Consider the following 26,193-nt stretch of genomic DNA (forward strand, 5'->3'; position numbering starts at 1 on the left):
ATTTCCGTTCGTCTTCTTGACAGGGAGATTGGTCCATACCAACTTGGTTGCGCACCCCCCTGCACGTTCGTGCACTCCCGAACACCCCCATTCCTTCAGGGAGATCGTGTGCGCAACTCGCTCAGACGTTCCAGACGTCGGATATTCGCTCTGCTCGGGTCCGCCGCTCTCGCGCTCGCCGGGGCCATCGCGCTGCCCGGTACCGCGCAGGCGGCCAACATCCTGTCCAACCCCGGCTTCGAGTCGGGGAGTCTCTCACCGTGGTCCTGCTCCGGGAACCTCGGCTCGGTCGTGTCCTCCCCCGTGCACGGCGGCTCCAAGGCGCTCGCGGGGGCCGTGAGTTCCAGTGACACCGCCCAGTGCACGCAGACCGTCGCCGTGCAGCCCAACACGACGTACTCGCTCAGCGGCTGGGTCCGCGGCTCGTACGTCTATCTCGGGGTGACCGGCGGCGCCTCCACCTGGACGACCTCGGCGTCCGCGTACAGCCAGCTGACCGTCTCCTTCACCACCGGGGCCTCGCAGACCAGCGCCCAGATCTACGTCCACGGGTGGTACGCCCAGGGGACGTACTACGCCGACGACATCAGCCTCGACGGGCCCGGCGGCAGCTCCGACACCCAGGCGCCCACCGCGCCGACGAACCTCACCTCCACCGGGAAGACCTCGTCGAGCGTGTCGCTGTCGTGGTCGGCCTCGACGGACAACGTCGGGGTGGCGGCGTACGACGTCTACCGCGGGTCGACCCTGGCGACGAGCGTCTCCGGGACCTCCGCCACGGTGAGCGGCCTTTCGGCCAGTACGGCGTACTCGTTCACGGTGAAGGCGCGGGACGCGGCCGGGAACGTGTCGGCCGCCTCCAACTCCGTGTCCGTGACGACGAGCGCGGGCAGCGGCGGCGGGACCGGCTTCAAGCAGGCCGCGCCCTACCTCTACGAGGGCTGGGGGGATCCGCCGAACCCGACCACGGTGATGAACGCGACCGGCATCAAGAACTTCACCATGGCCTTCGTGCTGGACTCGGGCGGCTGCACGCCGGCCTGGGACGGCAGCCGGGCGCTGACCGGTGGCGCCGACCAGACCGCGATCAACCAGATCCGGGCGGCCGGCGGTGACGTCACCCCGTCCTTCGGCGGCTGGCAGGGCAGCAAGCTCGGCGCCAACTGCTCCTCGGCGAGCGCGCTGGCCGCGGCGATCCAGAAGGTGATCGACGCCTACGGCCTCAAGTCCGTCGACATGGACATCGAGAACACGGACGAGTTCGAGAACGAGGCCGTGCAGGCGAAGATCCTGACCGCCCTGAAGACGGTCAAGGCCAACAACTCCGGCCTGAAGACGATCGTCACCTTCGGCACGTCCACCACCGGGCCGACGTACTACGGCAACCGGCTGATCGAACAGGCTCAGTCGATCGGCGCGGACATCGACGTCTTCACGATCATGCCGTTCGACTTCGGTGGCGGCTCGGACATGTACGGCAACACCGTCGCCGCGGCCGAGGGGCTGAAGACCAAGCTGAAGTCCACGTTCGGCTGGGACGACGCGACGGCCTATGCGCACATCGGGATCTCCGGCATGAACGGCCTGTCCGACCAGCAGGAGAACACCACTCCGGCGATCTGGACGCAGATCCGCGACTGGGGGAACTCGCACCACATCGCCCGGCTCGCGTTCTGGGCGGCGAACCGGGACCGCGGCTGCGCGGGCGGCGGAGTGGTGAGCAACTGCTCCGGGATCAGCCAGAGCGACTGGCAGTTCACCTCGATCACGGCCGGCTTCACCGGCTGAGCGAGCGCTGAGCGGACGGAGACCGTCGGCGTGGGGGTGCCTAGACCGGGTACCCCCACGCCTTCGCTATCTCGGCGAGCCGGGGCGGGAGTTCGGCGGTCGGGTCGGCCTGGCGGGCGGCCTGGATCTTCCCGGACTTGATCTCCTTGCTCCAGTCGCCGAGCTTCGGCCTGAACGTGCCGTGGTCCTGCTTGCCGTAGTCGAGCATGCCGCTCTCCCACGGGACGCCGAGGTACGCGCACAGGCCGCGGGTGACGCTCTCCGGGTCGGCGGTGAGGTCCTCGTAGGTGATGACGTGGGCGCCGGTGAGGCTCTGCCGGGCCTCTTCGAGCTTCTCCGCGTAGTTCAGCACCTCGGCGCGGATCGCCTCGTGGTTGGGTTCGGCGCGGCGGCTGGTCAGGGACTGGATGACGGCACCGGGGTGGCGCAGCAGCAGGACGAACCGGGCCTCGGGCCAACATCGGTGCAGCCGCGGCCAGATGAGCGTGTTCGGCGGGGTCTTGTCGACGATGACGTCCTTGCCGCTGCGGCTGAGCTCCAGGTGCAGCACCCGGTCCCACAGCACGTGCTCCAGCTCCTCGCGGTCGAGGGCGAGCTCCTTCATGGCGTCCGCGGTGAACTCCCGGGACATGCGGACGTGGACCGTGCGCAGATGCATCTCGTGCGGGGCGCGGATACGGCTGTGGCTGTTCAGCAGGACCCGCAGCAGCGTGGAGCCGGAGCGCACCGAGGAGAGCACGAAGGCCGGGGACTGCACCAGGCGCGGGGCGAGCGGGGCCGTGTAGCCGTCGTCGGAGGCCTGCTTCGGCCGCTCGGCCGGGCGCTGGGTGGGGATGGCGTCCAGGGTCTTGCGGGGCGGGCTCACCGCCTGCGCCATGAGCCGGCCCCGGCGCCTCAGCCCCTTGGCGATCGCAGACATTCGCGGGTCTCGCACGGTGATGCCTTTCTGTCGTCCCTGCCGTCCCGCATCCCAGGCGTGCCAGGCGAACTCAAGGTGTCCAGGAGGGAAACCAACAGGGTCACGGCGACCCGAAAAGCCGCCGTGACCTGCCTACTTACCCTTCTCTTAATTCTTCATATGAGAAATCCAGACTTATGGTTCGAATCTGGTCAGAACCGGCCGGATCCGCGGTACAGCTCCAGCTCGCCGTCCAGTTCGACGGCGAGGACGGTGGCGTACGGGTCGAGATCGGCCGCGGCCGGCGGGTCGATCCACAGCACGCCGACCGCGTCGTGCAGCCCGCCGATCACCCGGTGGCCGAGTTCGGTGCCGGTGCCGAGGACCGTGACCCGGTTCACCTCGGTCGCCAGGCCCCGGACGCCGATCTCGGCGCGCGGGGCGTCGAACAGCGTGAGGTAGAGGGTGCGCCGGTCGGCGGAGAGGGTGCTCGGGCCGTAGTGGTGCCCGGCCGGCAGGCCGCGCCCGGTCCCGTACACCGCCTCCGCGTGCCTGCGGATCCACTCCCCCAGCCCTTCGAGGCGCTCGACCTGCGGCTGCGGGACGGTGCCGTCCTCCATGGGACCGACGTCGAGCAGCAGGTTGCCGCCGCCCCCGATGGTCTCGGTGAAGTAGCGGATCAGCTGGGCGAGGGACTTGTGGTTGTGGTCGTGGTGCTGGTAGCCCCACGAGTCGTTGATCGTCAGGCACAGCTCCCAGGGGCCGTCCGGCGGCACGATGGGGGCGCCCTGCTCGGGAGTGGCGTAGTCGCCCTCGCTGAGCATGCGCGCGTTGAAGACGACGTGCGGGACGTACGACCGGACGAGCGCGGCGAGTTCGGGGATCCGCCACTGCTCCTCGCTGCGGTCCCACTCCCCGTCGAACCACATCAGGTCCGGCCGGAAGCGGGAGGCCAACTCCCTTATCTGGCCGTCCCGGTAGGCGAGGAAGCGTTCCCAGGCGGCCAGGTCCTCGTGCTCGGCCGCCACCTCCGAGTACCGGTTGTCCTCCAGCTCCGGCGGGCGGCCCGGCTTGCGCGTGGAGGCGTAGTCGGGGTGGTTCCAGTCGGAGTGCGAGTAGTAGAGGCCGACCTTGAGGCCGTTCTCGCGCAGGGCCTCGGCGTAGGGGCCGAGGTAGTCCCGGCCGAGGTTGAGGTCTCCGTACGCCGTGTCCCACAGGGCCACACCGTCGTGGTGACGGCTCGTCAGCACGGCGTACTTCGCCCCGGCTCGGGCGAACAGGTCCGCCCACGCCTTCGGGTCGTAGTGGGCGCCGGTGAAGCGGTCCAGCTGGGACATGTACTGCTCGTGCGGCACGATGTCGTCGTAGAAGGACCAGGATTCCTGGACCCCGTCCACGGCGTAGATGCCCCAGTGCACGAAGATCCCCAACTTGGCGTCGGTGAACCAGGGTTGCATGGCCATCCGGTCAGCTCCTGCGCAGGCGGAGGGTGAGGATCTGGAAGGGGCGCAGCGTGACGGGGACGCTGTCGCCGTCGGTGGCGGCGTCCTCCAGGGGGCGCTCCAGGAGGTCGGTCACCTGGGCGCCGGCCAGCGGGAAGCCGGTGCGCAGGACGCCCTCGGCGCGGCCGCCCCGGGACTCGTAGAGACGGACCACGACATCGCCGGAGGCGTCGTCGGCGAGCTTGACCGCCTCGACGGTCACGCCCGCGCCGTCCACGGAGACGACCGGCTGCGGCTCGCCCGCCGCGTCGGCCACCCGGAGCGGCAGGTTGAGGGCGTAGCCCGCCGCGACCGCGTCCTCGATGCTCGCGCCGGGGAGCAGGGAGTAGGTGATGCGGTGGCGGCCCTGGTCGGCGCCCGGGTCCGGGACGCGCGGGGCGCGGACCAGGGAGAGCCGGACCGTGGTGGTCGTACCGCCGTCCTCGCGGACCGTGCGGGAGACGTCGTGGCCGTACGTCGAGTCGTTGACGACGGCGACGCCGTAGCCGGGCTCGGCGAGGTGCACCCAGCGGTGGCCGGAGACCTCGAAGCGGGCCGCCTCCCAGGTGGTGTTGGTGTGCGTGGGCCGCTGGACGTGGCCGAACTGGATCTCGGCGGAGGAGTGCGCGGCGCGGATGTCCACCGGGAAGCCGGCCTTGAGGAACTTCTCGGCCTCGTGCCAGTCGATGTCCGTCTCGAAGTCGATCCGGGGGCTGCCGGCCCGGACGGTGACCGTCTGGGTGATCGTCGAGCCGTTGCCGAACGGGCGCGTGATCCGGATCGAGCCGAGCAGCGGGTCCGTGTCGACGACCGTGATCTCCGAGGGGTCGAGCAGGTCGGTGTAGCGGTTCTTGTAGTGCTTGTCGACGTCCCAGGCGTCCCAGTAGTTCGGGAGGTCGGTGTGCAGGCGGAGCAGGTTGCCCTGGCCGGCCAGGACCTCGCGGTTCGCCCGGTGGTCGTACACGGACGACAGGGTGCCGTCCTCGGCGATCTCCACCCGGACGAGTCCGTTGTCGATGACCCGGCCCTCGACCGTCACCGGCTGCGGGGCCTCGGCGGCGGCCGTCAGGGGCGCGCTGCCGCTCGCGGGGACCTCGACGTAGACGGGGGTGCCCGCAGAGTCCCGGACGACCTCGGCGCGGGCGTAGGGGCTGGTGTTGAAGACGCGGGCGGTGCCGCCGCCCAGCGCGGTGACCGCCTCGGCGGTCAGCGTCTCCAGTTCCTCTGCGACGCGGGCGTACTCGGCCTCGGCCTCGCGGTGCACCCAGGCGATCGAGGAGCCGGGCAGGATGTCGTGGAACTGGTGGAGCAGGACCGTCTTCCAGAGCCGGTCGAGCTTCTCGTGCGGGTAGGCGTAGCCGGGCGCGTGCAGCGCGGCCGTCGTCGCCCACAGCTCGGCCTCGCGCAGCTTGTGCTCGCTGCGCCGGTTGCCCTGCTTGGTGCGGGCCTGCGAGGTGTAGGTGGCGCGGTGCAGCTCCAGGTAGAGCTCGCCGACCCAGACCGGGGCGTCCTCGTACTCGGCGCGGGCCTTGGCGAAGAACGCGTCCGGGTGCTCGACCTCGACCTTCGCGGAGCCCTCCAGGTCCTTCAGGCGGCGGGCCCGCTCCATGATCTCGCGGGTGGGGCCGCCACCGCCGTCGCCCCAGCCGAAGGGTGCCAGCGAGCGGGTGGCGGCGCCCTTCTCGGCGTACTGGCGGACCGCGCGGGACATCTCCTCGCCGCTGAAGCGGGCGTTGTAGGTGTCGACCGGCGGGAAGTGCGTGAAGATGCGGGTGCCGTCGATGCCCTCCCACCAGAAGGTGTGGTGGGGGAACGTGTTGGTCTGGTTCCAGGAGATCTTCTGGGTGAGGAACCACTCGTTGCCGGCCAGCTTGGCGAGCTGCGGGTAGGCCGCGTTGTAGCCGAAGGAGTCGGGGAGCCAGACGCCCTTGGTCTCGATGCCGAAGTGCTCGATGAAGAACCGCTTGCCGTGCACGAGCTGGCGGGCGATCGCCTCGCCGCCGGGGAGGTTGCCGTCGGACTCGACCCACATGCCGCCGACCGGCGCCCACTGGCCCTTCTTCACGGACTCCTGGATGCGGGCCCAGACCTGCGGGTAGTTGTCGCGCACCCACTCGTACTGCTGCGCCTGCGAGCAGGCGAAGACGAACTCCTCGTACTCCTCGGCGAGGGAGGTGACGTTGGAGAAGGTCCGGGAGGTCTTGCGCTTGGTCTCGCGGATCGGCCAGAGCCAGGCCGAGTCGATGTGGGCGTGGCCGACGCCGGAGATGCGGTGGGCGCTGGCGTGCGCGGGCTTGGACAGCGCCGGCTTCAGGGCCTCGCGGACGGCGGCGGCCGAGCCGGAGATGTCGTCCAGGTCCAGCAGGTCCATCGCGTGGTCGAGGGCGTGCATGATCTCGTGGCGACGCGGGTCGTGCTCGCCGAGCTCCAGCATCAGCTCCTTCAGCACCTGGACGTCCAGATCGAGGTGCCAGACGTCCTCGTCGAGGACGGCGATGTCGGCGCGCTTGAAGGTGTAGAGCGGCTTGTCGCCGGCCGTCAGCACGTCGCCCAGGAGCGTGGGCTCGGCGAAGTCGTTGGCGAGGATGTCGGGGTTGGAGGCGGCCTCGACCAGGTAGTCGATCACCTCGCCGCCGGCCGCCGGGTTCGCGATCCGTACGTACTGGTTGAGCGGGTTGACCGCCTTCAGCGGGGTCCCGTCGGTGAGGTGGACCAGGGCCTCGGCCTGGTTGCCCGGCCAGTCGCCCGTGAACCCGAGGTCGATGACCGCCTCGACGCGGCGGCCCGCGAACTCGGCGGGCACCTGACCGCGCATCCGGAACCAGGTGGTGCCCCAGGGCGGGCCCCAGGGGGTGTCCATGGCGAACGGCTCGTACGCGGCGGCCGCGGCCTCCTCGAAGGACACCGGCTCCCCGGGGGCCTGCCAGGCGGACACCTCGAAGGGGACGGTGGCCGCGTAGACCGCGGGCTTGATGCGCTGGTTGTGGAGTCGCTCTACGCGCTCCTCGATCCGGCGGCGTTCGTCGTGCATGGGAAGTCTCCAGAAGAGGTTTGGAAAGCGCTTTCCGGGCGGCTGGTCACTTAAGATACGCGAGGCCCGGGTGGACCTCGGTGTATCCCTCCACCAGCCGTCGGGCCACGTTCACCGAGTCGACCAGCGGGTGCAGCGCGAACGCCTTCACGGCCGTCGTACGGGAGCCGGACTCGGCCGCGGCGAGCACCTCGCGCTCCACCGCCTTGACCGCGCAGACGAGGCCCGTGGCGTGGTCGGGCAGCGGGGCGACGGCGACCGGGTGGGCGCCGTTGGCGTCGACCAGGCAGGGCACCTCGATGACGGCCTCGCCGTCGAGCACCGAGAGGGTGGAGCGGTTGCGGACGTTGAGGATCAGGGTGGTGCGCTCGTCGCGGGCGATGGCCCGCATCAGGGCGAGGGCGACCTTCTCGTAGCCGCCGGACAGGTCGTCGGCGTCGCGCTCACCCGCGCCGGCCGTCTCCCGGTTCTCGGCCATGTAGGTGGCCTCGCGCTCGGCGCGGGTGCGGTCCCAGACGTCCAGGGCCTTCGCGCCCGGCTCGGCGACCGCCCCGTAGAAGTGCGCCTGCTGGTCGCGCAGGAACGCGCCGCGGGTCTTCTCGGCCTGCTGGTAGGCGCGGACGGCCTCGCGGTTGAAGTAGTAGTAGTGCAGGTACTCGTTGGGGATGGCGCCGAGGGACTGGAGCCAGTCGACGCCGAAGAGCTTGCCCTCCTCGAAGGAGCCGAGCAGGTCGGGGTCGGCGAGCAGGCGCGGGAGCTCGTCGCGGCCCGCGATGTGCAGGCCGCGCACCCAGCCGAGGTGGTTGAGGCCGACGTAGTCGATCCACGCTTCCTTCGGGTTCCCGCCGAGTACGCGGGCGATCCGGCGGCCGAGGCCGACCGGGGAGTCGCAGATGCCGATGACGCGGTCGCCGAGGTGCCGGGACATGGCCTCGGTGACCAGTCCGGCGGGGTTGGTGAAGTTGATGACCCAGGCGTCGGGGGCGAGCCGGGCCACCCGCCGGGCGATGTCGACGGCGACCGGCACGGTCCGCAGGCCGTAGGCGATGCCGCCGGCGCCGACCGTCTCCTGGCCGAGGACGCCCTCGGCGAGGGCCACCCGCTCGTCGTTCGCCCTGCCCTCCAGGCCGCCGACCCGGATCGCCGAGAAGACGAAGTCGGCGCCGGTGAGGGCCTCGTCCAGGTCGGTCGTGGCGGTCACGGCGGGGGCGCCCGGGACGCCGGCCGCCTGTTCCGCCAGGACCCGGGCGACCGCGGACAGCCGGCCGGCGTCGAGGTCGTACAGCACGACCTCGGTGACCCGCCCCTCGGCCCGGTCCGTCAGCAGTGCGCCGTACACGAGCGGCACGCGGAACCCGCCGCCGCCCAGAATCGTCAGTTTCACGCTTGAGCCTTTCCTGCCAGGACCACCTCGACACCGGCCTCCTCCAGGGCGGCTCGGGTCGCCGGATCCACCGGCGCGTTGGTCACCACCATGTCCAGGTCCCCGGGACCGCAGACCTTCGCCATGCCCGTGCCCGGGAACTTGGCGGTATCGGCGAGCAGCACGACCTTGTCGCTCGCCCCGATCATGGCGCGCTTGACCGGCACCTCCACGACCGTCGTGTCCATCACCTGCCCGCCCGGGCGCACCCCGCTGGTACCGAGGAACAGCCAGTCGGCGTGCAGCTGGCGCAGGTTGTCCTCGGTGAGGAAACCGACCAGTGAGCGGTACTCGCGGCGGAGCATGCCGCCGAGCAGCACCAGCTCGATGCCCTCGTCGTCGGCGAGCTCCTCGTAGACCACCAGGTTGCTGGTGATGACGGTGAGGCGGCGGCCGTGCAGCTGGCGGGCGAGCCGGAACGCGGTGGTGCCGATGTCGAGCAGCACCGACTGGCCGTCCTCGACCAGCGCCGCCGCCCGCGCGGCTATCGCGTCCTTCTCGGCCACACGCACCTCGGCCACCTCGGCGAAGGGCTGGTCGCCCTCCTCCACGACCGCGCCGCCGTGGACACGTGTGAGCAGCCCGTCCTCCTCCAGCTTGACCAGGTCGCGCCGGATCGTGGCCGGGCTCACGTTCAGTTGCTCGGAGAGGTCGGTCACAGAGGCGGGGCCACCGGCGCGCAGGGCCCGCAGGATGAGTTGGTGTCGTCGTTCTGCCAGCACGCGGCGAACACTACTCGTCATCTTCAATCAAATCCATGCTCAGTTCTGCTCGGGTATTGACCAATCTCTCGGAGCAGCGCACGATTCCCGCATCAAAATGACGAGTTTTGACGAGAGGCTGTGCGTGTGGACGACGACAGGCCCGATGTCCTGCTGACCGGGCTGCTCTTCTACGACCTCGTCCTCACGGGGCTGGGAAAGCCCCCGACACCGGGCGAGGAGATCTGGACGGCCGGCATGGGCTGCGGCCCCGGCGGCATCGCGAACCTCGCGGTGGCCGCGGCCCGCTTCGGTCTGCGCACCTCGCTGGCCACGGTCTTCGGGGACGACTTCTACGGCGAGTACTGCCGGGACGTCCTGTGCGACCAGGAGGACATCGACCTCTCGCTCTCCCGCACCGCGGACGGCTGGCCCACCCCCGTCACCGTCTCGCTCGCCACCGGCCAGGACCGGGCCCTCGTCACCCACGGCCAGGAACCCCCGTACTCGCAGGACGCGCTGATGGGCGACCCGCCCGAGGCCCGCACGGCACTCGTGCACATCGAGGCCGAGCCGCGCGAGTGGATCGCCAAGGCGGCGGCGAACGGCACCCATGTCTACGCCGACGTCGGCTGGGACCCCACCCAGGAGTGGTCCCGCGACCTCCTCGACCAGCTCGCTCTGTGCCACGCCTTCCTCCCGAACGAGACCGAGGCGATGGCCTACACCCGCACCGACACTGCGGTGGCGGCCCTCGGCACGCTCGCGGAGCTGGTGCCGGTGGCCGTCGTCACCCGTGGCGGGGACGGCGCGGTGGCCGTCGACCAGACCACCGGCGAGTACGCCGAGGTCCCCGCGCTCGACGTCGAGGTCCTGGACGCCACGGGCGCCGGGGACGTCTTCGGGGCGAGCTTCGTCACGGCCTCCCTCGGCGGCTGGCCGCTGGCCGAGCGGCTGCGGTTCGCCGTCCTCGCGGCCGGTCTGTCGGTCCAGCACCACGGCGGCGCCCTCGCGGCCCCCGGCTGGTACGGCGTCGACCGCTGGTGGCGCTCACTGACCGACCCCGAGCTGAAGAAGACGTACGGCTTCCTCGCCGACCGCCTGCCGGCGGACGTGGGCCCCCCGGTGCACCACGCCCCCGTGACCCCGCCCGCCCGGCCGCACTGACCCGCACCCGCACCCGCCTACAGCCCGACGCCTCACAGCCCCCACAGCCCAACGCCCCACAGCCCCACAGCCCCACAGCCCCACAGCCCCACAGCCCCCACGATCCACAGCACCAACGCCCCTCAGTACCACGAACAGGAACAACAGGAGTGACCCGTGGACCTTTCACGTAGAGGCTTCCTCCAGGCCGCCGCGCTCACCGCGGCCGCGTCCGGCCTGACCGTCGCATGCGGCGGCTCCGGATCGGGCGGCACCAAGAACGGCAAGAACCTCACCCTGTGGTACTGGGGCGGTGCGCTCAGCGACAAGGTGGTCGCGGAGGCGAAGACCCACTTCAGCAGCCAGGTCAAGCTGACCGCCTCGTCCATCGGCGGCGACTTCAAGCAGAAGCTCACCACCACCCTCGCCGCGGGCGGCTCCTCCGTGCCCGACATCACCGGCATCAAGGGCGAGGACATAGCCTCCTTCCTGCCCAACGCCTCCCGCTTCCTCGACCTGAACGACCTGGGCTTCAAGAAGCTCTCCTCGCAGTACCTGGGCTGGAAGACCAAGCTCGCCCAGACCAGCGACGGCAAGCAGATCGGGTTCCCGATCGACATCGGCCCCACCGCGCTCTTCTACCGCGAGGACCTGTTCGCGAAGGCCGGCGTGGCCACCGACCCCGACAAGGTCGCCGCCCTGGTCACGACCTGGGAGGACTACTTCACGCTCGGCACCGAGCTGCAGAAGAAGAACCCCGGCACCTTCCTGGTCAACAACATCAGCTCCGTCTTCAACATCGTGGTCGGCCAGGGCACCCAGCGGTTCATCGACAAGAACAACCACTTCATCGGTGACAAGGACCACATCCGCAGCGCGTGGACCACGGCCGTCCGCCCCTACACCCTGGGCATCGACGCCAAGATCAACGACAACAGCTGGAACGCCGCCGTCGGCAAGAACCTCCTCACCGAACTCGGCGCCGCCTGGCACGCGCTGGACATCGAGCAGGCCGCGCCCCAGACCAAGGGCAAGTGGCGGGTCTGCGCGAACCCGGTGGGACCGGCCAACCAGGGCGGCTCCTACCTGGCGCTGCCCAAGCAGTGCCGGAACCCCGAGGAAGCCTTCAAGATCATCAGCTGGATCCTCAGCCCCGCCAACGACGCCCGCGGCTTCACCGACGCCGCCATCTTCCCGGCCGCCCCGGCCGCCTACACCACGCCGGCCATGACGGGCCCCGACGCCTTCTTCGGCGGACAGAAGATCATCGAGGTCTTCGGCCCGGCCGCCAAGGCCGTCCCGAACAGCTACGAGGCGCCGGCCGACGCGGCCGTCATGGCCCCGTACATGACGGAGCTGACCAACATCGAGGCCAAGGGCAAGAAGCCCGACGACGCCTGGAACGACGCGGTCAGCCAGGCCAAGCAGATCGCGCGGCGCCAGGGGGTGAACTGAGGTGACGTCACCTCCGGTCACCGGTCCCGCCGCGGTGCCCGAGCACCGCGGCGGGGCGGGCCCCGCCCCGTTCCGCCCGCGGCGCCCCCACCCCCCGGGCCCCCCCCCCCGGGCCCCCCCGCGCGGGCGGCGGTGGGTCATGCCCCCGGGGGGGGGCGGGGCCCGGCCCGGTTCGGCCCGCGGCGCGCCACGCCCGCGGGCACCACCGCACGGCCCCGGCGGCGCGGGCTGCTGTCGTACTGGCGGCAGTACCTGGCGATCTCGCCCTTCTACCTGATCTTCGCCGGGTTCTCGTTCTTCCCGGTCTTCTACTCGCTGTACCTGGCCTTCCAGCGCTGGGACGGCCTCGGCGACATGCAGTTCGTGGGCCTGCAGCAGTTCAGGTTCCTGTGGTCGGACCCGGTCTTCTGGCTGTCGATCCGCAACACCCTGGTGATCTGGGTGCTGTCCACCGTGCCCACCCTGCTGGGCGCCCTGGTGCTGGCCACGCTGCTGCACTCGGTGCGCCGCTTCAAGGGCTTCTACCGGATCGCCCTCTACGTACCGAACGTGACCTCGATCGTCGCCGTGGCGATCTTCTTCGGCGCGGTGTTCAGCAACAACTTCGGCCTGGTCAACGCGATCCTGGGCACGGTCGGCATCTCGCCGGTGCCGTGGATGAGCAACCCGTGGCTGATCAAGGTGGTCATCTCGCTGCTGATGACCTGGATGTGGACCGGCTACAACATGATCATCTACCTGGCCGGTCTCCAGGCGATCCCCACCTCGATCTACGAGGCGGCGAAGATGGACGGCGCCGGCCCGGTCCGCACGTTCTTCCAGATCACCGTCCCGATCATGCGGCCGATCATCCTGTTCACCGTCATCATCTCGACGATCAACGGCCTGCAGAGCTTCAGCGAGCCCCAGGTGCTGTTCGCCAGCAACGCCGCCAACGCGAACCTCGGCGGCCCCGGACAGGCCGGTCTGACCACGCTGCTGTACTTCTACCAGTCGGCCTTCCTCAACAACGACTACGGCTACGGCGCGGCCATCGTGTGGGCCTTCTTCCTGCTGATCATCGTCCTCGTCGCCGTCAACTGGCGCATCACCCAACGAGGGAGGAAGCCGTGACCACAGCCGACCCGACCGCCGCTCCGACGGCCGACCCGACGCGGCCGGCCCCGCGCGCGAGGCGGCTGCGCCGCCCCAAGGGCCTGACCGCGCACATCATCCTCATGGCGGCCGTCCTGCTCTCGGTCTTCCCGTTCGTGTGGACGATCGTCATGGCGACCAACACCACCCAGGACATCTACAAGAGCCCGCCGAAGTTCACCTTCGGCTCGCACCTGCTGGAGAACATCCGGCACGTGCTGAACACCATCGACTTCTTCGGGTCGATGCTCAACACGGTCATCGTCGCGACCGTCACCACCGTCCTGGTGCTCTTCATCGACTCGCTGGCGGCCTTCACCTTCGCCAAGTTCGACTTCCCCGGCCGCAAGGTGCTCTTCGGCACCCTGCTGCTGTTCATGATGCTGCCGCTGCAGCTGGCGATCCTGCCGCAGTTCATCCTCATGTCGAACATCGGCTGGGTCGGCATGCTCAAGGCGCTGGTCCCGCCCGCGCTGGCCAACGCCTTCGGCATCTTCTGGCTGCGCCAGTACATCGAGAACGGTGTGCCCGACGAACTCCTCGACGCCGCGCGCATCGACGGCGCCGGGTTCTTCCGCCAGTACTGGAACATCGCGCTGCCGATGATCAGGCCGGCGCTGTCCTTCCTCGCCATCTACGCCTTCGTCGGGGCCTGGAACGACTACGTCTGGCCGCTCATCGTGCTGACCAACCCCGACCACGTGACCCTGCAGGTGGAACTCGCGCAGCTCAACGTCGGCCACACCACCGACTACAGCATGGTCATGGCCGGGGTGCTGATGGCGTCGCTCCCGCTGGTGCTGGTCTTCGCCGTCTTCGCCCGCGGCTTCATCGCGGGCGCCACCGAGGGCGCGGTGCAGGGCACCTGACCCGCGGCCCGGCCCACGCAGCACGCGCAGGACAGAGGAGGAATCCGGTGAGGGACAGCGGCCGGGACGGCAGGGTGCTCGTGGTGGGCATGGACGGGCTGCGCCACGACCGGCTGACCCTCCCCCAGCCTTCGGCCGGGGGGACCCCCATCTCGCTTCGCTCGGGTGCCCGCGCACCCGTCCTGCACGGCCTGCTGGCCGCGGGCGCCCACGGCACCAGCCTGCTGCCCTACGGCGAGGCGGACGGCCAGGCCGAGGACGGGCCGTCGACCAGCATGGCCTACACCGACTCCGGCCCCGGCTGGTCGAGCGTGCTGACCGGGGTGTGGCCGGACCGCCACGGGGTGACCGGCAACGACTTCCGCGGCGCCGACTACACCCGCCACCCCGACTTCCTCAGCCGCGCGGCCACCGCCCGCCCCGGCCTGCGCACCGCCGCCGCGGTCTCCTGGCCGGAGCTGGTGCACCGCGGCACCCTCGGCCCCGCCGTCGGCCGCCGGGTGCACCACGACGGCGAGACCGACGGCTACGCGACCGCGGACGACCTCGTCGCCCGCACCGCCGTCCGCTGGCTCACCGAGCACGACCCGGACCTGCTGTTCGTCTACTTCGGCGCGACCGACGAGGCCGGCCACGCCACCGGCCCGCTCTCCGCCGCCTACGACGACGCCCTGCTCGCCCAGGACGCCCACCTCGGCCGGCTGCTGGCGGCGATCGACGCCCGCGGCTCCGGCGAGCGGTGGACCGTACTGGTCACCACCGACCACGGTCACCTCGACAGCGGCGGTCACGGGGGCGACACGCGTGCCGAACGGGAGGTCTTCGTGATCCTCGCCGAGCCCGGCGCGACCGGCGGCATCCTGCTCGACGCGCCCCGCCTCGTCGACATCGCCCCCACCGTCCTGGACCGGCTCGGCATCCCCGTCGACCCCGCCTGGGGCTGGGAGGGACGCGTCCTGCCCGGGCCCGCCACGTCACCCGTATCACCCACGTCACCCATGCCGGCCACCCCACCCACGTCAGCCGCCCCACCCACGCCACCCACGTCGCCAGAAAAGTGAGCCACCCGCCGATGAACGGTCCGTCGATCCCCGGGCCCCGGCCCGCCGATCCCCTGATCGCCCTCCGCCCCTGGGAGGCACCCGAGGTGACCTCCTGGGGACGGCTCCCCATGAACGCCGTCGACCGGCGCACCGGAGCACTCCCCCTGGACGGCGACTGGCGCTTCCAGCTGCTGCCAGCCCCGGACGCGCCGGTCGGCGGCTCCTGGTCCACTGCGCACGTCCCCGGCGCCTGGACGGTGCAGGACACCGACGACCTGCCCCAGTACACGAACGTCACCATGCCGTTCCGTGAGTTCCCGCCGGACTCCCCCGCCGCCAACCCGACCGGCGTCTACGAGCGTGAGCTGGACGTCCCCGCCGAGTGGGCCGGGCGGCGGATCGTGCTCCAGGTGGGCGCCGCCGAGAGCGTGCTCCTCGTGCACGTCGACGGGCGGCCGGTGGGTGTCTCCAAGGACTCGCACCTGGCAGCCGAGTTCGACCTGACCGACGCCGTCCGCCCCGGCGGGCGGTCGGTGCTCAGGCTCACCGTCGTCAAGTGGTCGGACGCCTCGCACATCGAGGACCAGGACCACTGGTGGCACGGCGGGATCACCCGCCCGGTGCTGCTGTACGCGACCGACCCGTTCCGGCTCGCGGACGTGACCGTACGGGCCCGGCGGGACGGCGAGCTGCGCGTGGACTGCCAGGTGCGCAACGCGGCGGGCGACCGGGCGCTGCCCGGGGGCTGGTACGTCACCGGCGAGCTCGACGGCGAACCGCTCGCGCAGGACGCCGAGTTCGACCGGCTCAACACCGAGGACGACCGGGTCTCCGACTTCCTCGGCGAGGCCCGCATCCACGCCGTCGTGCCCGACGTGCGCACCTGGAACGCCGAGCAGCCCGAGCTGTACGGGCTCACCGTCCGGCTGCACCGCGCCGACGGCACGGTCGCCGACACGTCGTACCACCGCGTCGGCTTCCGGGACGTCGAGATCGTCGGCCGGGATCTCCTCGTCAACGGCGAGCGGGTGTTCGTCCGGGGCGTCAACCGGCACGACTTCCACCCGCTCACCGGGCGGACGGTGTCGTACGACGACATGCGCGCGGACCTCGTGGTGCTGAAGCGGTTCGGGTTCAACGCGATCCGCACCTCGCACTACCCGAACGACCCGGCCCTGTACGACCTCGCCGACGAACTGGGCTTCTACGTCGTGGACGAGGCGGACATCGAGTCCCACGACCACGCCCACGAGATCGCCGACGACCCGCGCTACCTGAACGCCTTCGTCGACCGGGTCTCGCGCATGGTGCTGCGCGACAAGAACCACCCCTGCGTCATCATCTGGTCGTTGGGCAACGAGTCCGACTACGGGGCGAACCACGACGCGGCGGCGGGCTGGGTGCGACGGCATGACCCGACCCGGCCGCTCCAGTACGAGGGGGCGGCCAAGCGCGGCTGGGCGGCCCCGGACGTGGCGTCCGACATCGCCTGCCCGATGTACGCGCCCCTGGAGGACTGTGTGGCGCACGCCCTGTCCGGGGAGCAGACCAAGCCGCTGATCCAGTGCGAGTACTCCCATGCGATGGGCAACAGCAACGGCACGCTCGCCGACCACTGGGCCGCCATCGAGTCCACTCCGGGGCTTCAGGGCGGGTTCATCTGGGAGTTCTGGGACCACGGAATTCTCCAGCGGGTGAGCGACGGAAGACCGGTCGGGCGCACGGGCGCCGGACTGTACGACAACGGTGTCACCGCGCCCGGCCACCGCTGGGCGTACGGCGGCGACTTCGGCGAGGCCCTGCACGACGGGGCGTTCGTCGCGGACGGGATCGTCTTCCCCGACCGCACGCCCAAGCCCGCCATGTACGAGCACCGGGAGATCGCAGCGCCGGTCCGCATCCGGTGCTTCAGGCACGAGGGCATCGTGCTCGCCAACCACCAGCACTTCCGGGGTTTCGACTGGCTGACCGGCACCTGGGAGCTGGCGCTGGCCGACGGCCGTACCCTGACCGGCCCGGCCGAGCTGCCCGAGCTGTGCCCCGGCGAGACGGCGGCCGTACCGCTGCCGTTCGAGGTGCCGGCGGACGGCGGGGAGGCGTGGCTGACGCTGCGGGTGACGGTCGCCGAGGAGCAGGCGTGGGCGCCGGCCGGTACGGAGATCTGCGCACCGCAGATCAGGCTCCGGGCGGCGGACCCGCTCGGGCAGCCGGTGCCGGCGGGGCCTGCCGTCGAGGTGGACGGCGAGGGGCTGCTGCTGCATCCGCTGCTGACGGCCGCGCCGGAGCTGTCGCTGTGGCGGGCGCCCACCGACAACGACGAGCTGGGCGGGATGGCGCTGCGCTGGCGCGCCTGGGGTCTGGACCGGCTGGTGCGCAAGGTGGTGTCCGTGCGCCGGGACGGCGACCGGGTCAGCGTGCTCGCCGAGTACGCCGGCACCGTCGGGGTCGTACGGCACCGGCAGGAGTTCACACCGGTCGAGGGCGGCGTCAGGGTCGACGAGTCGGCCGAACTCCCCGAAGAGTTCGACGACGTGGCCCGGGTCGGCTCGGTCTTCGAGACGGTGGCCGGGCTCGATCTGCTGGAGTGGTTCGGTCAGGGTCCCTGGGAGTCGTACCCGGACCGAGCCGCCGGAGCCCCGGTCGGCCACCACTCGCTGCCCGTGGACGAGTTGTTCACGCCCTACCTGCGGCCCCAGGAGAGCGGTGGCCGGCACGGCGTACGGCGGTTCACGCTGTCGGCGCCGGACGCCACCGGACTCGCGGTCGAGCTGGACGGGCCCCGCCAGGTCTCCGTCAGCCGCTACCGCGCCGAGGACCTCACCGCCGTCACACACCACGACGAACTCGTGCCGCGGACCGGCTGCGTGGTCCACATCGACGCCGCGCACCGGGGCCTCGGCACGGCGTCGTGCGGTCCCGACACCTTCCCCTCCTACCTCGTCGCACCGGGCATCCACCGCTGGAGCTGGACCCTGCGCGTCCTGTGAGATCCGCCCGCCGAGATCCGCCGTTCCGGATCCGTCCTCCGAGATCCCCCCACGCCCTTCGCCGTCACTTCCGCATACCCACGGAGCACACGTGTGTACTTCGCATGACCACCCTCAGGGCGAGGCCGCGCAGGCCGGAGCCGGACGACGCAACTTCCTCAGAGCCACCGCGCTCCTCGGCGCCGCCGCCACCGCCGGGGTCGCGCTGCCCACGGTCGCCGAGGCCTCCTCCTCCGGTTCCGGCCGGCGGCCCGACCCGGAGAGCCGGCGCTTCACCCTCGCGGTGATGCCCGACACCCAGTACCTCTTCGACGGGCCGAGCATCAACGCGGCGCCCATCGAGGCGTCGCTGCGCTACCTGCTGGAGCACGGCGGCGAGTCCGACGACAACATCGTCTTCCTGTCCCACCTCGGCGACCTCACCCAGAACGGGGCGACGGAGGAGTTCGCCGCGATCGGCAAGGCGTTCGAGATCCTCGACCGGCGCGGGGTCGGCTACAGCGTGCTGGCCGGCAACCACGACATCAGGTCGTCCACGGACGACCAGCGCGGTGCCACGCCGTACCTGGACACCTTCGGGCCGCAGCGCTTCACGGACAAGCCGACCTTCGGCGGGGCCTCCTCGGACGGCTACAACACCTACCACCTGTTCCGGGCGGGCGGGCGCGAGTGGCTCGTGCTGGCGCTGGACTGGCGGCTGTCGGCCAAGGGGTACGCCTGGGCGAAGGACGTCATCGCCGCGCACCCGAAGACGCCGGTCATCCTCACCACGCACGAACTGGTCGTGGACGACGACGAGTTGTCGTCGTACGGGCAGCAGCTGTGGGACCAGCTGATCAACGAGCACGACCAGATCTTCCTCACCCTGAACGGCCACTACTGGCCGGCCCGCCGCGCGACCCGCAAGAACGCGGCCGGCAACGACGTGCACCTGCACCTGACCAACTACCAGAACCGGTACTTCGGCGGTGCGGCGATGATCCGCCTCTACCACTTCGACCTGGACCGGAACGTCATCGACGTGGAGACGGTCTCGCCGTGGATCCTCGGCCGGGCCAAGAAGGGCCTGAACGAGCTGGAGCGGCAGGAGATGGAGCTGAGCGGCGACGGGGACCGCTTCTCCGTCGACATCGACTTCGCGGACCGCTTCGAGGGCTTCGACCCGGTGCCGGTCCGTCCGGCGCGGCCCGCTTCGCAGCTGCTGGTCCGGGGCACGGCCGCCTACTGGCGGTTCGACTCGGCGGTCTCCGGTACGGTCCGTGACCTGTCCGGCAACGGCAACGACCTCACCGTGGTCTCGGTGGGCGGCGGCACCCTCGGCTGGTCGGCGGACCACCACCCGGACCAGCCGGGCCACGGCAGCCTGGAGTTCACGGGTTACAAGTCGCCGCTGAAGGGCGCCTACCTGCGGACGGTCGACGGCGCCCCGCTCAACTCGGCGACCTTCAAGGACGGTTACACCATCGAGGCGTTCTACCGGCTGCCCGCCGACTGGAACGCCTCGCACAACGCCTGGTCCGGTCTGGTCAGCCGTACCGGCCGCAACGGCTCCGTCGGCACGGTCACGGACGACCCGGACGAGCCGCTCGCCACGCTCTCCATCTCCGACGGCCCGGGCCCGCAGTGGGCCGTCCACCCGCTCAACCAGCAGCAGCTGGCCACCAACTGGGGCGACGAGACCGACCCGGAGATCTGGTGGCACCTCGCCGTCGTCAACGACGGCAAGCACACCACGATGTACGTGCAGGGCTGCCCGGTGGCCCGCAATCCGCACGCCGCCGCGGTCGGCATCGCCTCGTCCGGGAAGCCCTGGCTGCTCGGCGGCTACGAGTACGCGGACAAGATCGACCAGATCCTGCACGGCCGCCTCGGCGACGTCCGAATCGTCTCCCGGGCACTGCCCGTCTCCTCCTTCATGACCCACTGACCCCCGTTACGAGGATCATCTTCATGACCGAGCAGCAGCTGCCCACCTGGGCCGATCCCTCCGTCTCCGCCGCCGACCTCGACCCCCAGGGCATGTCGAGACGTGGACTCCTGCGCCGCGCGGGCCTGTTCGGCGCCGCGTTCGCGCTCGGGTCGGCGGCGACCCCCGCGTTCGCCGCGTCCGACCGGGGCCTGGGCGGCGAGGACCCGCGCCTCGCCTACCTGGTCGGCGACCACCACGTGCACTCCGTGTACAGCCACGACGCCAAGTACACGTTCTCCCAGCAGGCCCAGGCCGCCGCGAAGTACGGCCTGGACTGGATGGTGTTCAACGAGCACTCCAACTTCGGGCACGCCTACTACGGCGCGAAGCTGGAGCACGCGGAGATCCTCAAGGCGCGTGCCGAGAACCCGCGCCAGCTGATCTTCCAGGGCCTGGAGTGGTACATCCCGGCCGCCGAGCACTGCACGGTGTTCGCCGCGCCCGGCCCGCACGAGACCGACCTGCTCACGCAGTTCGAGCTGGCCTACGACGGCAAGCTCCTGGGCTACACCGAGGGGTCGGCGGGTGCGGCCGACACCGCCCGCAACGAGGCGCACGCCGTCAAGGCCATCCAGTGGCTGGCCGAGCAGCGCCGTACCGGCTACGTCGACGACGTGCTGGTCCTCGCCAACCACCCGCTGCGGCTGGGCATCGACTCCCCGCACGAGATGCGCAACTGGCGGGACGCAGCCGTTGAGATCATGATCGGCATGGAGGGCGCACCCGGCGCCCAGGGTGCCGCGATCCCCGGCTGGCGCGGGGCCACCTCGATCCGCGGCGAGTACGAGAACAAGCCCTCCGCGCAGTCCTGGGCCGGCTACCCGGCGGACGCGTATCTGACGTACGGCGGCTTCGACTGGGCTACGGCGACGGTCGGCGGTCTCTGGGACGCGATGCTGTCCGAGGGTCGCCTGTTCACCATCACCACCAACTCCGACAACCACCGCACGGTCTTCGACACCTGGAAGAACGGCGACTGGCCGGCGGGGCAGAACTTCGACAACACCGGCAGGCTGCCCGACCCGGTGAACACCGACACCCCGCAGCCCGGCAGCGACTTCTGGCCCGGCGAGTTCAGCCGGACCCACGTCGGCGTCACCCGGTACGGCTACCGCGCGGTGATGGCGGGCCTGCGCGCGGGCCGGGTCTGGCTGGACCACGGGCACCTGCTCGACGGGCTGGACGTGCGGCTGACGCGGGACTGCGACCACGGCGCCGGTGTCACGCTGGGCGGCCGGCTGCGGGTCCGCAAGGGCGAGCGGCTCACCCTGAACGTGACGGTGACGACCGCGTCCCGGGTCAACGCCCAGGGAATCCTCCCCCAGTTGGCGCACGTCGACGTCATCCGGGGCGCGGTGCGCGGTGCGGTCGCCGACCGCGACACCTGGAAGGCGCCGGACACGAAGGTCGTGCAGTCGAAGGACGTGTCCGGCCGCAGGGGCACGTACACCCTGCGGATCCCGGTCACCGCGGGCGACGAGTCGTTCTACGTCCGGCTGCGCGGCAGTGACGGCAAGCGCACCGGAACGGGCTATCTGGGCGCGGCGATCGACCCGCACGGCCCGATCCCGCACGAGCCGGGGAACGGCGACCCGTGGGCGGACACGTGGTTCTATTCCAACCCCATCTTCGTGGACGTGGTGGGTTCCTGACGAATCGTCGCCCATTAATCACCTTGCGTAGCCGCCGGGGCCACGGCGGGTGTGCGTGAATCGTGTCCGGCCCGCTACCCAGAGTGGGAGTGCGGGTCGGACACGATTGCGTGCCGCGACCCCGGCATCACCTGTACCGATACGCATCGGGCGCCTTCGAGGTGCGGACGACTTTCTCTCGCCCGGATATTCGGCAGGCGGCCACGCGGGCCACCGAATAAAGGCGAGCAATTCCCTGGGCGCCCTATCCGGGGGCTGATGACTCGACGCCGTCGGGAAATTCCACAGGGTCCATTTCGGGTCACCTGCCCGGTCCGGGCCTTCACGGCGGTGCCCATAGATCTATGCAGCGGGCGACCACATACTGCATACATCGAACCCGAACGCGGACCCGTTCCGTGGCGAACGGACCCGGCACAGACCGGTCTCCAGCGATCCTCAAGCGGTCGTCACTCACCACTGATGCACTTACCCGCACGACGAACAACACAAGGCGCGGAACATATCAACCACAGAGCGACGGATCAGACTTTTCGCCCCGCGCCCTCGCGCGCCGCGTCCAGTCGGCCCGCCGGGGCCAAGTCGCCGGGGCAAACCCCTCCCGCGAGGGGCTCCGGGCCGAGGAGTTGCCACCCGGTGTGACCTTTTCCTAGCAGGTGGTGTTTACTGGGTACCGGTCTGAACCTCGACGGGTCCGGGCCCTTTCCGGAGGCTCCGGGGGTGGTTCCCCGGGGCCTCCTCATTTTATCCGGCGTTTACACCTGGGCCCACCTCCGCTCATCCGCGGGAAATATCCACGCCGAGCGACGCATGGACTTTCAATGATCCGACCCCCCGGAAAACCCGCGCCGATCACCACCTCCCGGGGTCGATGTGATACAGATCACAGCATCGTCGAGCCGGTTCGGGAACTCCCTCCCCCGAGTGATTTCCCGGCGGACGGCGCCCCGACAGGAAACTTCGCTCTCCGTCATCAGTGACTGGCGATTTCCCGGGGCAGGGGGGTAGTTTGTGAAAACGTCTTCGCCTCGCAGCCCGGACTAACCAACCGGATCCCCAACGCGAGAGAGAGGACCTGGACCCGTCGTCCGGGTGTGCCGCAGCCAGTGGCGCACCCGGGATCCCACTCGCACCGGCAAGAAGGACTTCAGACCGATGAACACCGCCATCGCCGATGGCTTCGGCACCTCCCCCACCCACCTGACGCAGCGTGACGACGGCCCCCCGGTTCCACGGCGCGGCCGCCCGACCGCCGGCGCGGCGCCCACGACCGGAGCCTGACCCGTGGTCCCGAAGGTCGACGCCTTCCGGACCGTTGACGTCCTCAACGGACGCCAGACCATGCCCGCCCGCAGCTTTCTCGACCAACTCCCGCCCGGATCTTGGCCGTTACTGGTCGGCGAATGGGGTGCGGAGAGCCGCGTCCTCGAGCGCGACGAGGAACTGCCCCTCGGACCGGCGGACGAGCAGGTGTACATCGTGCTGGGCGGCTGCGTCCGGCAGGAGCGTCACCCCTTCGGCACCGCCGAGGGCGCACCCAAGATCACCCGGTTCCGCGGAGTGGGCCAACTGCTCGGCGAGGCCAAGCTCATCGAACCGGCGGCATCGGTCAGGACGACCTGCCTCACCACCACCTGGGTCATGCCCTGCCCCGTCGCGGGAATGAACAGCCTGCTGCGCAGCCACCCACGCATCCAACTCGCCCTGCTGCGCAGCCTGGAGGACCGCAACCGCACCGACGAGATGATCTACGGCACCATGACCCGTCCGCCGCTGGAACGGGTCTGCGGGCTGCTCGCCCATCTCGCCGAGGTCGCCGGCACCGCGGGCTCCGACGACCCCGGACACCTCACCATCCTGGGCCCGAGCCAGAAGGACATCGCGGACGCCCTGCTGCTGGGCGTCTCGACCGTGGAGCACACGCTCCGTCAGCTGCGCACACCCGCCGGACAGGGCGGTCTCCTCCCGGACGGCGTGCTGCGCAGCGGCTACCGCAGGTTCGTGGTGACGGACCTTCCGTCGCTCCGCACCGTCGCCCGGCTCTCCTAGGCCCCCGCCCACCTGTTCTCCCCGTCCCCACCCGCGGACGTTCCCGGCCCCTGCCCGAGGGGTGTCCGCGCGTTCTCACGAACGGATCACGCCCATGCTCTTCAGCCCCACCGTGTCGGCCGCCGCCGGCGCGGTCGTGGCCGTCGTCGGCGTCCTCACCCTGCGTCACCAGCGGAAGAACTCGGCCTGGGTGAAGCGGATGCGCAGGTCCGACGACGACGCCCAGGACCTCGCGGACGCCGCGACCTACCTCAGGACGCTCGTCGAGATGCTCTGCGACCGGACGCACAAGCCGTGCCGCGCCGGAGACCTGGAGTCGCTGCGCGGCCTGCGCCACCTCCTCGACGACACCGCACAGGCCACGGAAGCCGTCCGCCCCGAACTCGAGGCCGTCGTGGGCTGCCTGGACCGCTACCTGGCCACGGGACTTCCACCGGGACCGGCCACCGGCCAGGTCCGCGGCACCGAGCTCACCGCACAGCTGGAGGCCGCGATGAGACAGGAGCACGCCCGCATCGAGCTGAAGAACGCCGCCGGCACCGCGCAGCGGCACATCCGTACGCTGCGCAGAGCGGCCTGATCAGGCGTAGAACCGCGACAGGCTCTGCAGCACGGCGGCGGGCTTGGTCCCGCCGTCGATCTCGATCGTCCCGTCGACGGCGATCTGCACGCCGCCCGCCACCTCCTCGACCTCCGTCAGGCGGCCGGCCAGGCGGATGCGGGAGCCGACCTTCACCGGAGACGGGAAACGCACCTTGTTCAGGCCGTAGTTGACCTTCGTGGAGACGCCCTGGACGTCCAGCAGCTCGGTGAACAGGGGGATGAACAGCGACAGGGTGAGGTAGCCGTGGGCGATCGGGGCGCCGAAGGGGCCCGCGGCCGCCCGCTCCGGGTCGACGTGGATCCACTGGTGGTCGCCGGTCGCGTCGGCGAAGGTGTCGATGCGGTCCTGGGTGACCTCGATCCAGTCGCTGGTGCCCAGGTCGCTGCCCGCGAGCTTCTTCAGTTCGTCGAGGCCGTTGACGGTGACGGTCATGTGGGGTTCCTTGGCTGGGAGTCGGGAGAGCCGTAGCGCTTGCGCACGCGGGCCTTGAGGAGCTTTCCGGAGGCGGTGCGCGGGAGTTCGTCCGCGAGCACCACGGACTTGGGGACCTTGTACTTGGCGAGCCGCCCGGCCAGCGAGGCGAGCACCTCGTCGGGGTCGAGGACGGCGCCCTCGCGGGGCACGACCACCGCGCGCGGCACCTCGCCCCACTTGTCGTCCGGTACGCCGATCACCGCGCACTCGACGATGCCGGGGTGGGCGAGGAGCACGTCCTCGATCTCGGCGGGGTAGATGTTCTCGCCCCCGGAGATGATCATGTCCTTGAGGCGGTCGACGACGAACACGTAGCCGTCCTCGTCGACCGTGGCCGCGTCCCCGCTGCGGAACCAGCCGTCCGCGAAGGAGGCCGCGGTCTCCTCCGGCAACCCCCAGTAGCCGGGCATGACATGGGGGCCGCGGACCATGATCTCGCCGGGCTCGCCGACGTCGACCTGGGTCAGGTCGGGCCGCACCACCCGTACGTCGGTGAAGAAGTGCGGCACGCCGGCCGAGCCGGCCTTGCTGATCGCGTGCTCGGAGTCGAGGAAGAGGGCGCCGGGTGCGGCCTCGGTCATGCCGTAGCCCTGCAGGAAGGTCAGCCCCCGTTCCTGGTAGAGAGCGATCAGCGGGGTCGGGACCGGGGAGCCGCCGCAGGTGAGGATGCGCAGGGAGGACAGGTCGGCGTCCGGCCAGCGGGGGTGGCGGGCCACCTGGTCGAACATGGTGGGGACCCCGAACATGAAGGTGATCCGGTGCTGTTCGATCAGGTCGAAGGTGGCCTCCGGGTCGAAGGCCTCCACCAGGACACAGGTGCCGCCCTTCAGGAGGACCGGGAGGGTGAGCATGTTGAGGCCCGCCGTGTGGAACAACGGGGCCGAGACCAGGGCCCGTTCGTCGGCGATCAGGTCGGTGTCGACCAGCACGTTGAGCGCGTTCCAGGTGAGGTTGCCGTGCGTGAGCATCGCGCCCTTGGGGCGCCCGGTCGTCCCCGAGGTGTACATGATGATGCAGGTGTCGTCGGGCACGACGGGTTCGTCGATCGGGTCGTCGGCGGCGGCCGCCAGCAACTCCTCGTACTCCGGGCCCACTTCGACGTACGTCCGGATGTCGGTGGTGCCGGGGAGACCGGCGACCAGGCCGGCGTGCGAGGGGCCGTAGAGGAGGGCCTTCGCGCCGGAGTCGGCGAGCTGGTAGGCGATCTCGGGCCCTACCAGGCGGGTGTTGAGCGGGACGAAGACCGCGCCGAGGGTGCCGGCCGCGAACAGGGTCTCCAGGTAGGCGGGGTGGTTCGGGCCGAGGTAGGCGATGCGGTCGCCGCGGCGGATGCCCCGGGCGCGCAGGGCGTGGGCCAGGCGGGTGGTGCGTGCGTGCAGTGCGCGGTAGTCGGTCGGCAGCCCGCCGAACACCAGTGCCGTGCGGTGCGGGGTCTTGCGGGCCCGGCGTGCGGGCCACGACCCCAGTCCCTCGTTGCGCATCTACGGCC

General features: G+C 70.7%; 19 protein-coding genes. 12 read left to right on the forward strand and 7 right to left on the reverse strand.

The window, feature by feature from the left end:
• Positions 1–108 precede the first annotated feature (108 nt).
• Complete coding sequence (locus tag ACFWPQ_RS32455; protein WP_361305152.1) at positions 109–1,788, forward strand: carbohydrate binding domain-containing protein; 1,680 nt, start codon at positions 109–111, stop codon at positions 1,786–1,788.
• A 40-nt stretch (positions 1,789–1,828) separates the two neighbouring features.
• Here ACFWPQ_RS32455 and ACFWPQ_RS32460 read toward each other — a convergent pair whose 3' ends face one another.
• The 5 genes from ACFWPQ_RS32460 to ACFWPQ_RS32480 all read right to left on the reverse strand — a co-directional run bounded on the left by ACFWPQ_RS32460 (position 1,829) and on the right by ACFWPQ_RS32480 (position 9,343).
• Positions 1,829–2,707, reverse strand: a complete 879-nt coding sequence (locus ACFWPQ_RS32460; RefSeq protein ID WP_384042583.1) for a sulfotransferase family protein — start codon at positions 2,705–2,707, stop codon at positions 1,829–1,831.
• A 191-nt stretch (positions 2,708–2,898) separates the two neighbouring features.
• Positions 2,899–4,149, reverse strand: coding sequence for an alpha-L-fucosidase (locus ACFWPQ_RS32465; RefSeq protein WP_384042585.1), 1,251 nt, complete (start codon positions 4,147–4,149; stop codon positions 2,899–2,901).
• Between the two features lie 4 nt (positions 4,150–4,153).
• Positions 4,154–7,198: an alpha-mannosidase gene (locus tag ACFWPQ_RS32470; protein WP_384042588.1), complete on the reverse strand. Its 3,045-nt coding sequence runs from the start codon at positions 7,196–7,198 to the stop codon at positions 4,154–4,156.
• A 46-nt stretch (positions 7,199–7,244) separates the two neighbouring features.
• Positions 7,245–8,582 (reverse strand): 6-phospho-beta-glucosidase, encoded by a 1,338-nt coding sequence (locus ACFWPQ_RS32475; protein WP_361305160.1) that lies wholly within the window; start codon positions 8,580–8,582, stop codon positions 7,245–7,247.
• Positions 8,579–9,343 (reverse strand): DeoR/GlpR family DNA-binding transcription regulator, encoded by a 765-nt coding sequence (locus tag ACFWPQ_RS32480; protein ID WP_384042591.1) that lies wholly within the window; start codon positions 9,341–9,343, stop codon positions 8,579–8,581. The genes ACFWPQ_RS32475 and ACFWPQ_RS32480 overlap by 4 nt, the downstream gene beginning before the upstream one ends.
• Positions 9,344–9,469: 126 nt before the next feature.
• Between ACFWPQ_RS32480 and ACFWPQ_RS32485 the strand changes: the two genes are divergently transcribed.
• From ACFWPQ_RS32485 to ACFWPQ_RS32535, 11 genes are all read left to right on the forward strand, one after another.
• Positions 9,470–10,489 (forward strand): carbohydrate kinase family protein, encoded by a 1,020-nt coding sequence (locus tag ACFWPQ_RS32485; RefSeq protein WP_384042594.1) that lies wholly within the window; start codon positions 9,470–9,472, stop codon positions 10,487–10,489.
• Positions 10,490–10,645: 156 nt separating this feature from the next.
• Positions 10,646–11,923, forward strand: coding sequence for an ABC transporter substrate-binding protein (locus ACFWPQ_RS32490; protein ID WP_384042597.1), 1,278 nt, complete (start codon positions 10,646–10,648; stop codon positions 11,921–11,923).
• 228 nt (positions 11,924–12,151) lie between these two features.
• Complete coding sequence (locus ACFWPQ_RS32495; protein WP_384042810.1) at positions 12,152–13,036, forward strand: carbohydrate ABC transporter permease; 885 nt, start codon at positions 12,152–12,154, stop codon at positions 13,034–13,036.
• A gap of 104 nt (positions 13,037–13,140) precedes the next feature.
• Positions 13,141–13,926, forward strand: a complete 786-nt coding sequence (locus tag ACFWPQ_RS32500) for a carbohydrate ABC transporter permease (protein ID WP_362594837.1) — start codon at positions 13,141–13,143, stop codon at positions 13,924–13,926.
• An 89-nt stretch (positions 13,927–14,015) separates the two neighbouring features.
• Positions 14,016–14,987, forward strand: a complete 972-nt coding sequence (locus tag ACFWPQ_RS32505) for an alkaline phosphatase family protein (protein ID WP_384042812.1) — start codon at positions 14,016–14,018, stop codon at positions 14,985–14,987.
• 11 nt (positions 14,988–14,998) lie between these two features.
• A complete protein-coding gene (locus ACFWPQ_RS32510; protein ID WP_384042600.1) occupies positions 14,999–17,956 on the forward strand; it encodes a glycoside hydrolase family 2 TIM barrel-domain containing protein in 2,958 nt (985 codons plus the stop codon).
• Between the two features lie 91 nt (positions 17,957–18,047).
• Positions 18,048–19,883 (forward strand): LamG-like jellyroll fold domain-containing protein, encoded by a 1,836-nt coding sequence (locus ACFWPQ_RS32515; protein ID WP_384042602.1) that lies wholly within the window; start codon positions 18,048–18,050, stop codon positions 19,881–19,883.
• A 23-nt stretch (positions 19,884–19,906) separates the two neighbouring features.
• Positions 19,907–21,577: a PHP domain-containing protein gene (locus ACFWPQ_RS32520; protein WP_384042604.1), complete on the forward strand. Its 1,671-nt coding sequence runs from the start codon at positions 19,907–19,909 to the stop codon at positions 21,575–21,577.
• A gap of 1,155 nt (positions 21,578–22,732) precedes the next feature.
• A complete protein-coding gene (locus ACFWPQ_RS32525; RefSeq protein ID WP_384042607.1) occupies positions 22,733–22,858 on the forward strand; it encodes a hypothetical protein in 126 nt (41 codons plus the stop codon).
• A 3-nt stretch (positions 22,859–22,861) separates the two neighbouring features.
• Positions 22,862–23,626 (forward strand): Crp/Fnr family transcriptional regulator, encoded by a 765-nt coding sequence (locus tag ACFWPQ_RS32530; RefSeq protein ID WP_384042610.1) that lies wholly within the window; start codon positions 22,862–22,864, stop codon positions 23,624–23,626.
• Positions 23,627–23,720: 94 nt separating this feature from the next.
• Complete coding sequence (locus ACFWPQ_RS32535; RefSeq protein WP_384042612.1) at positions 23,721–24,206, forward strand: hypothetical protein; 486 nt, start codon at positions 23,721–23,723, stop codon at positions 24,204–24,206.
• On the opposite strand, the gene ACFWPQ_RS32540 is transcribed toward ACFWPQ_RS32535, so the two are convergent.
• Together ACFWPQ_RS32540 and ACFWPQ_RS32545 are read right to left on the reverse strand one after the other, a co-directional pair.
• Positions 24,207–24,662: a MaoC family dehydratase gene (locus ACFWPQ_RS32540; protein WP_384042615.1), complete on the reverse strand. Its 456-nt coding sequence runs from the start codon at positions 24,660–24,662 to the stop codon at positions 24,207–24,209.
• Complete coding sequence (locus ACFWPQ_RS32545; RefSeq protein ID WP_384042618.1) at positions 24,659–26,185, reverse strand: long-chain fatty acid--CoA ligase; 1,527 nt, start codon at positions 26,183–26,185, stop codon at positions 24,659–24,661. Before ACFWPQ_RS32545 ends, ACFWPQ_RS32540 begins: the two co-directional genes overlap by 4 nt.
• Between the last annotated feature and the right edge of the window lie 8 nt (positions 26,186–26,193).

This window comes from Streptomyces sp. NPDC058464 (assembly GCF_042721035.1).
Classification (GTDB): Bacteria; Actinomycetota; Actinomycetes; order Streptomycetales; family Streptomycetaceae; genus Streptomyces.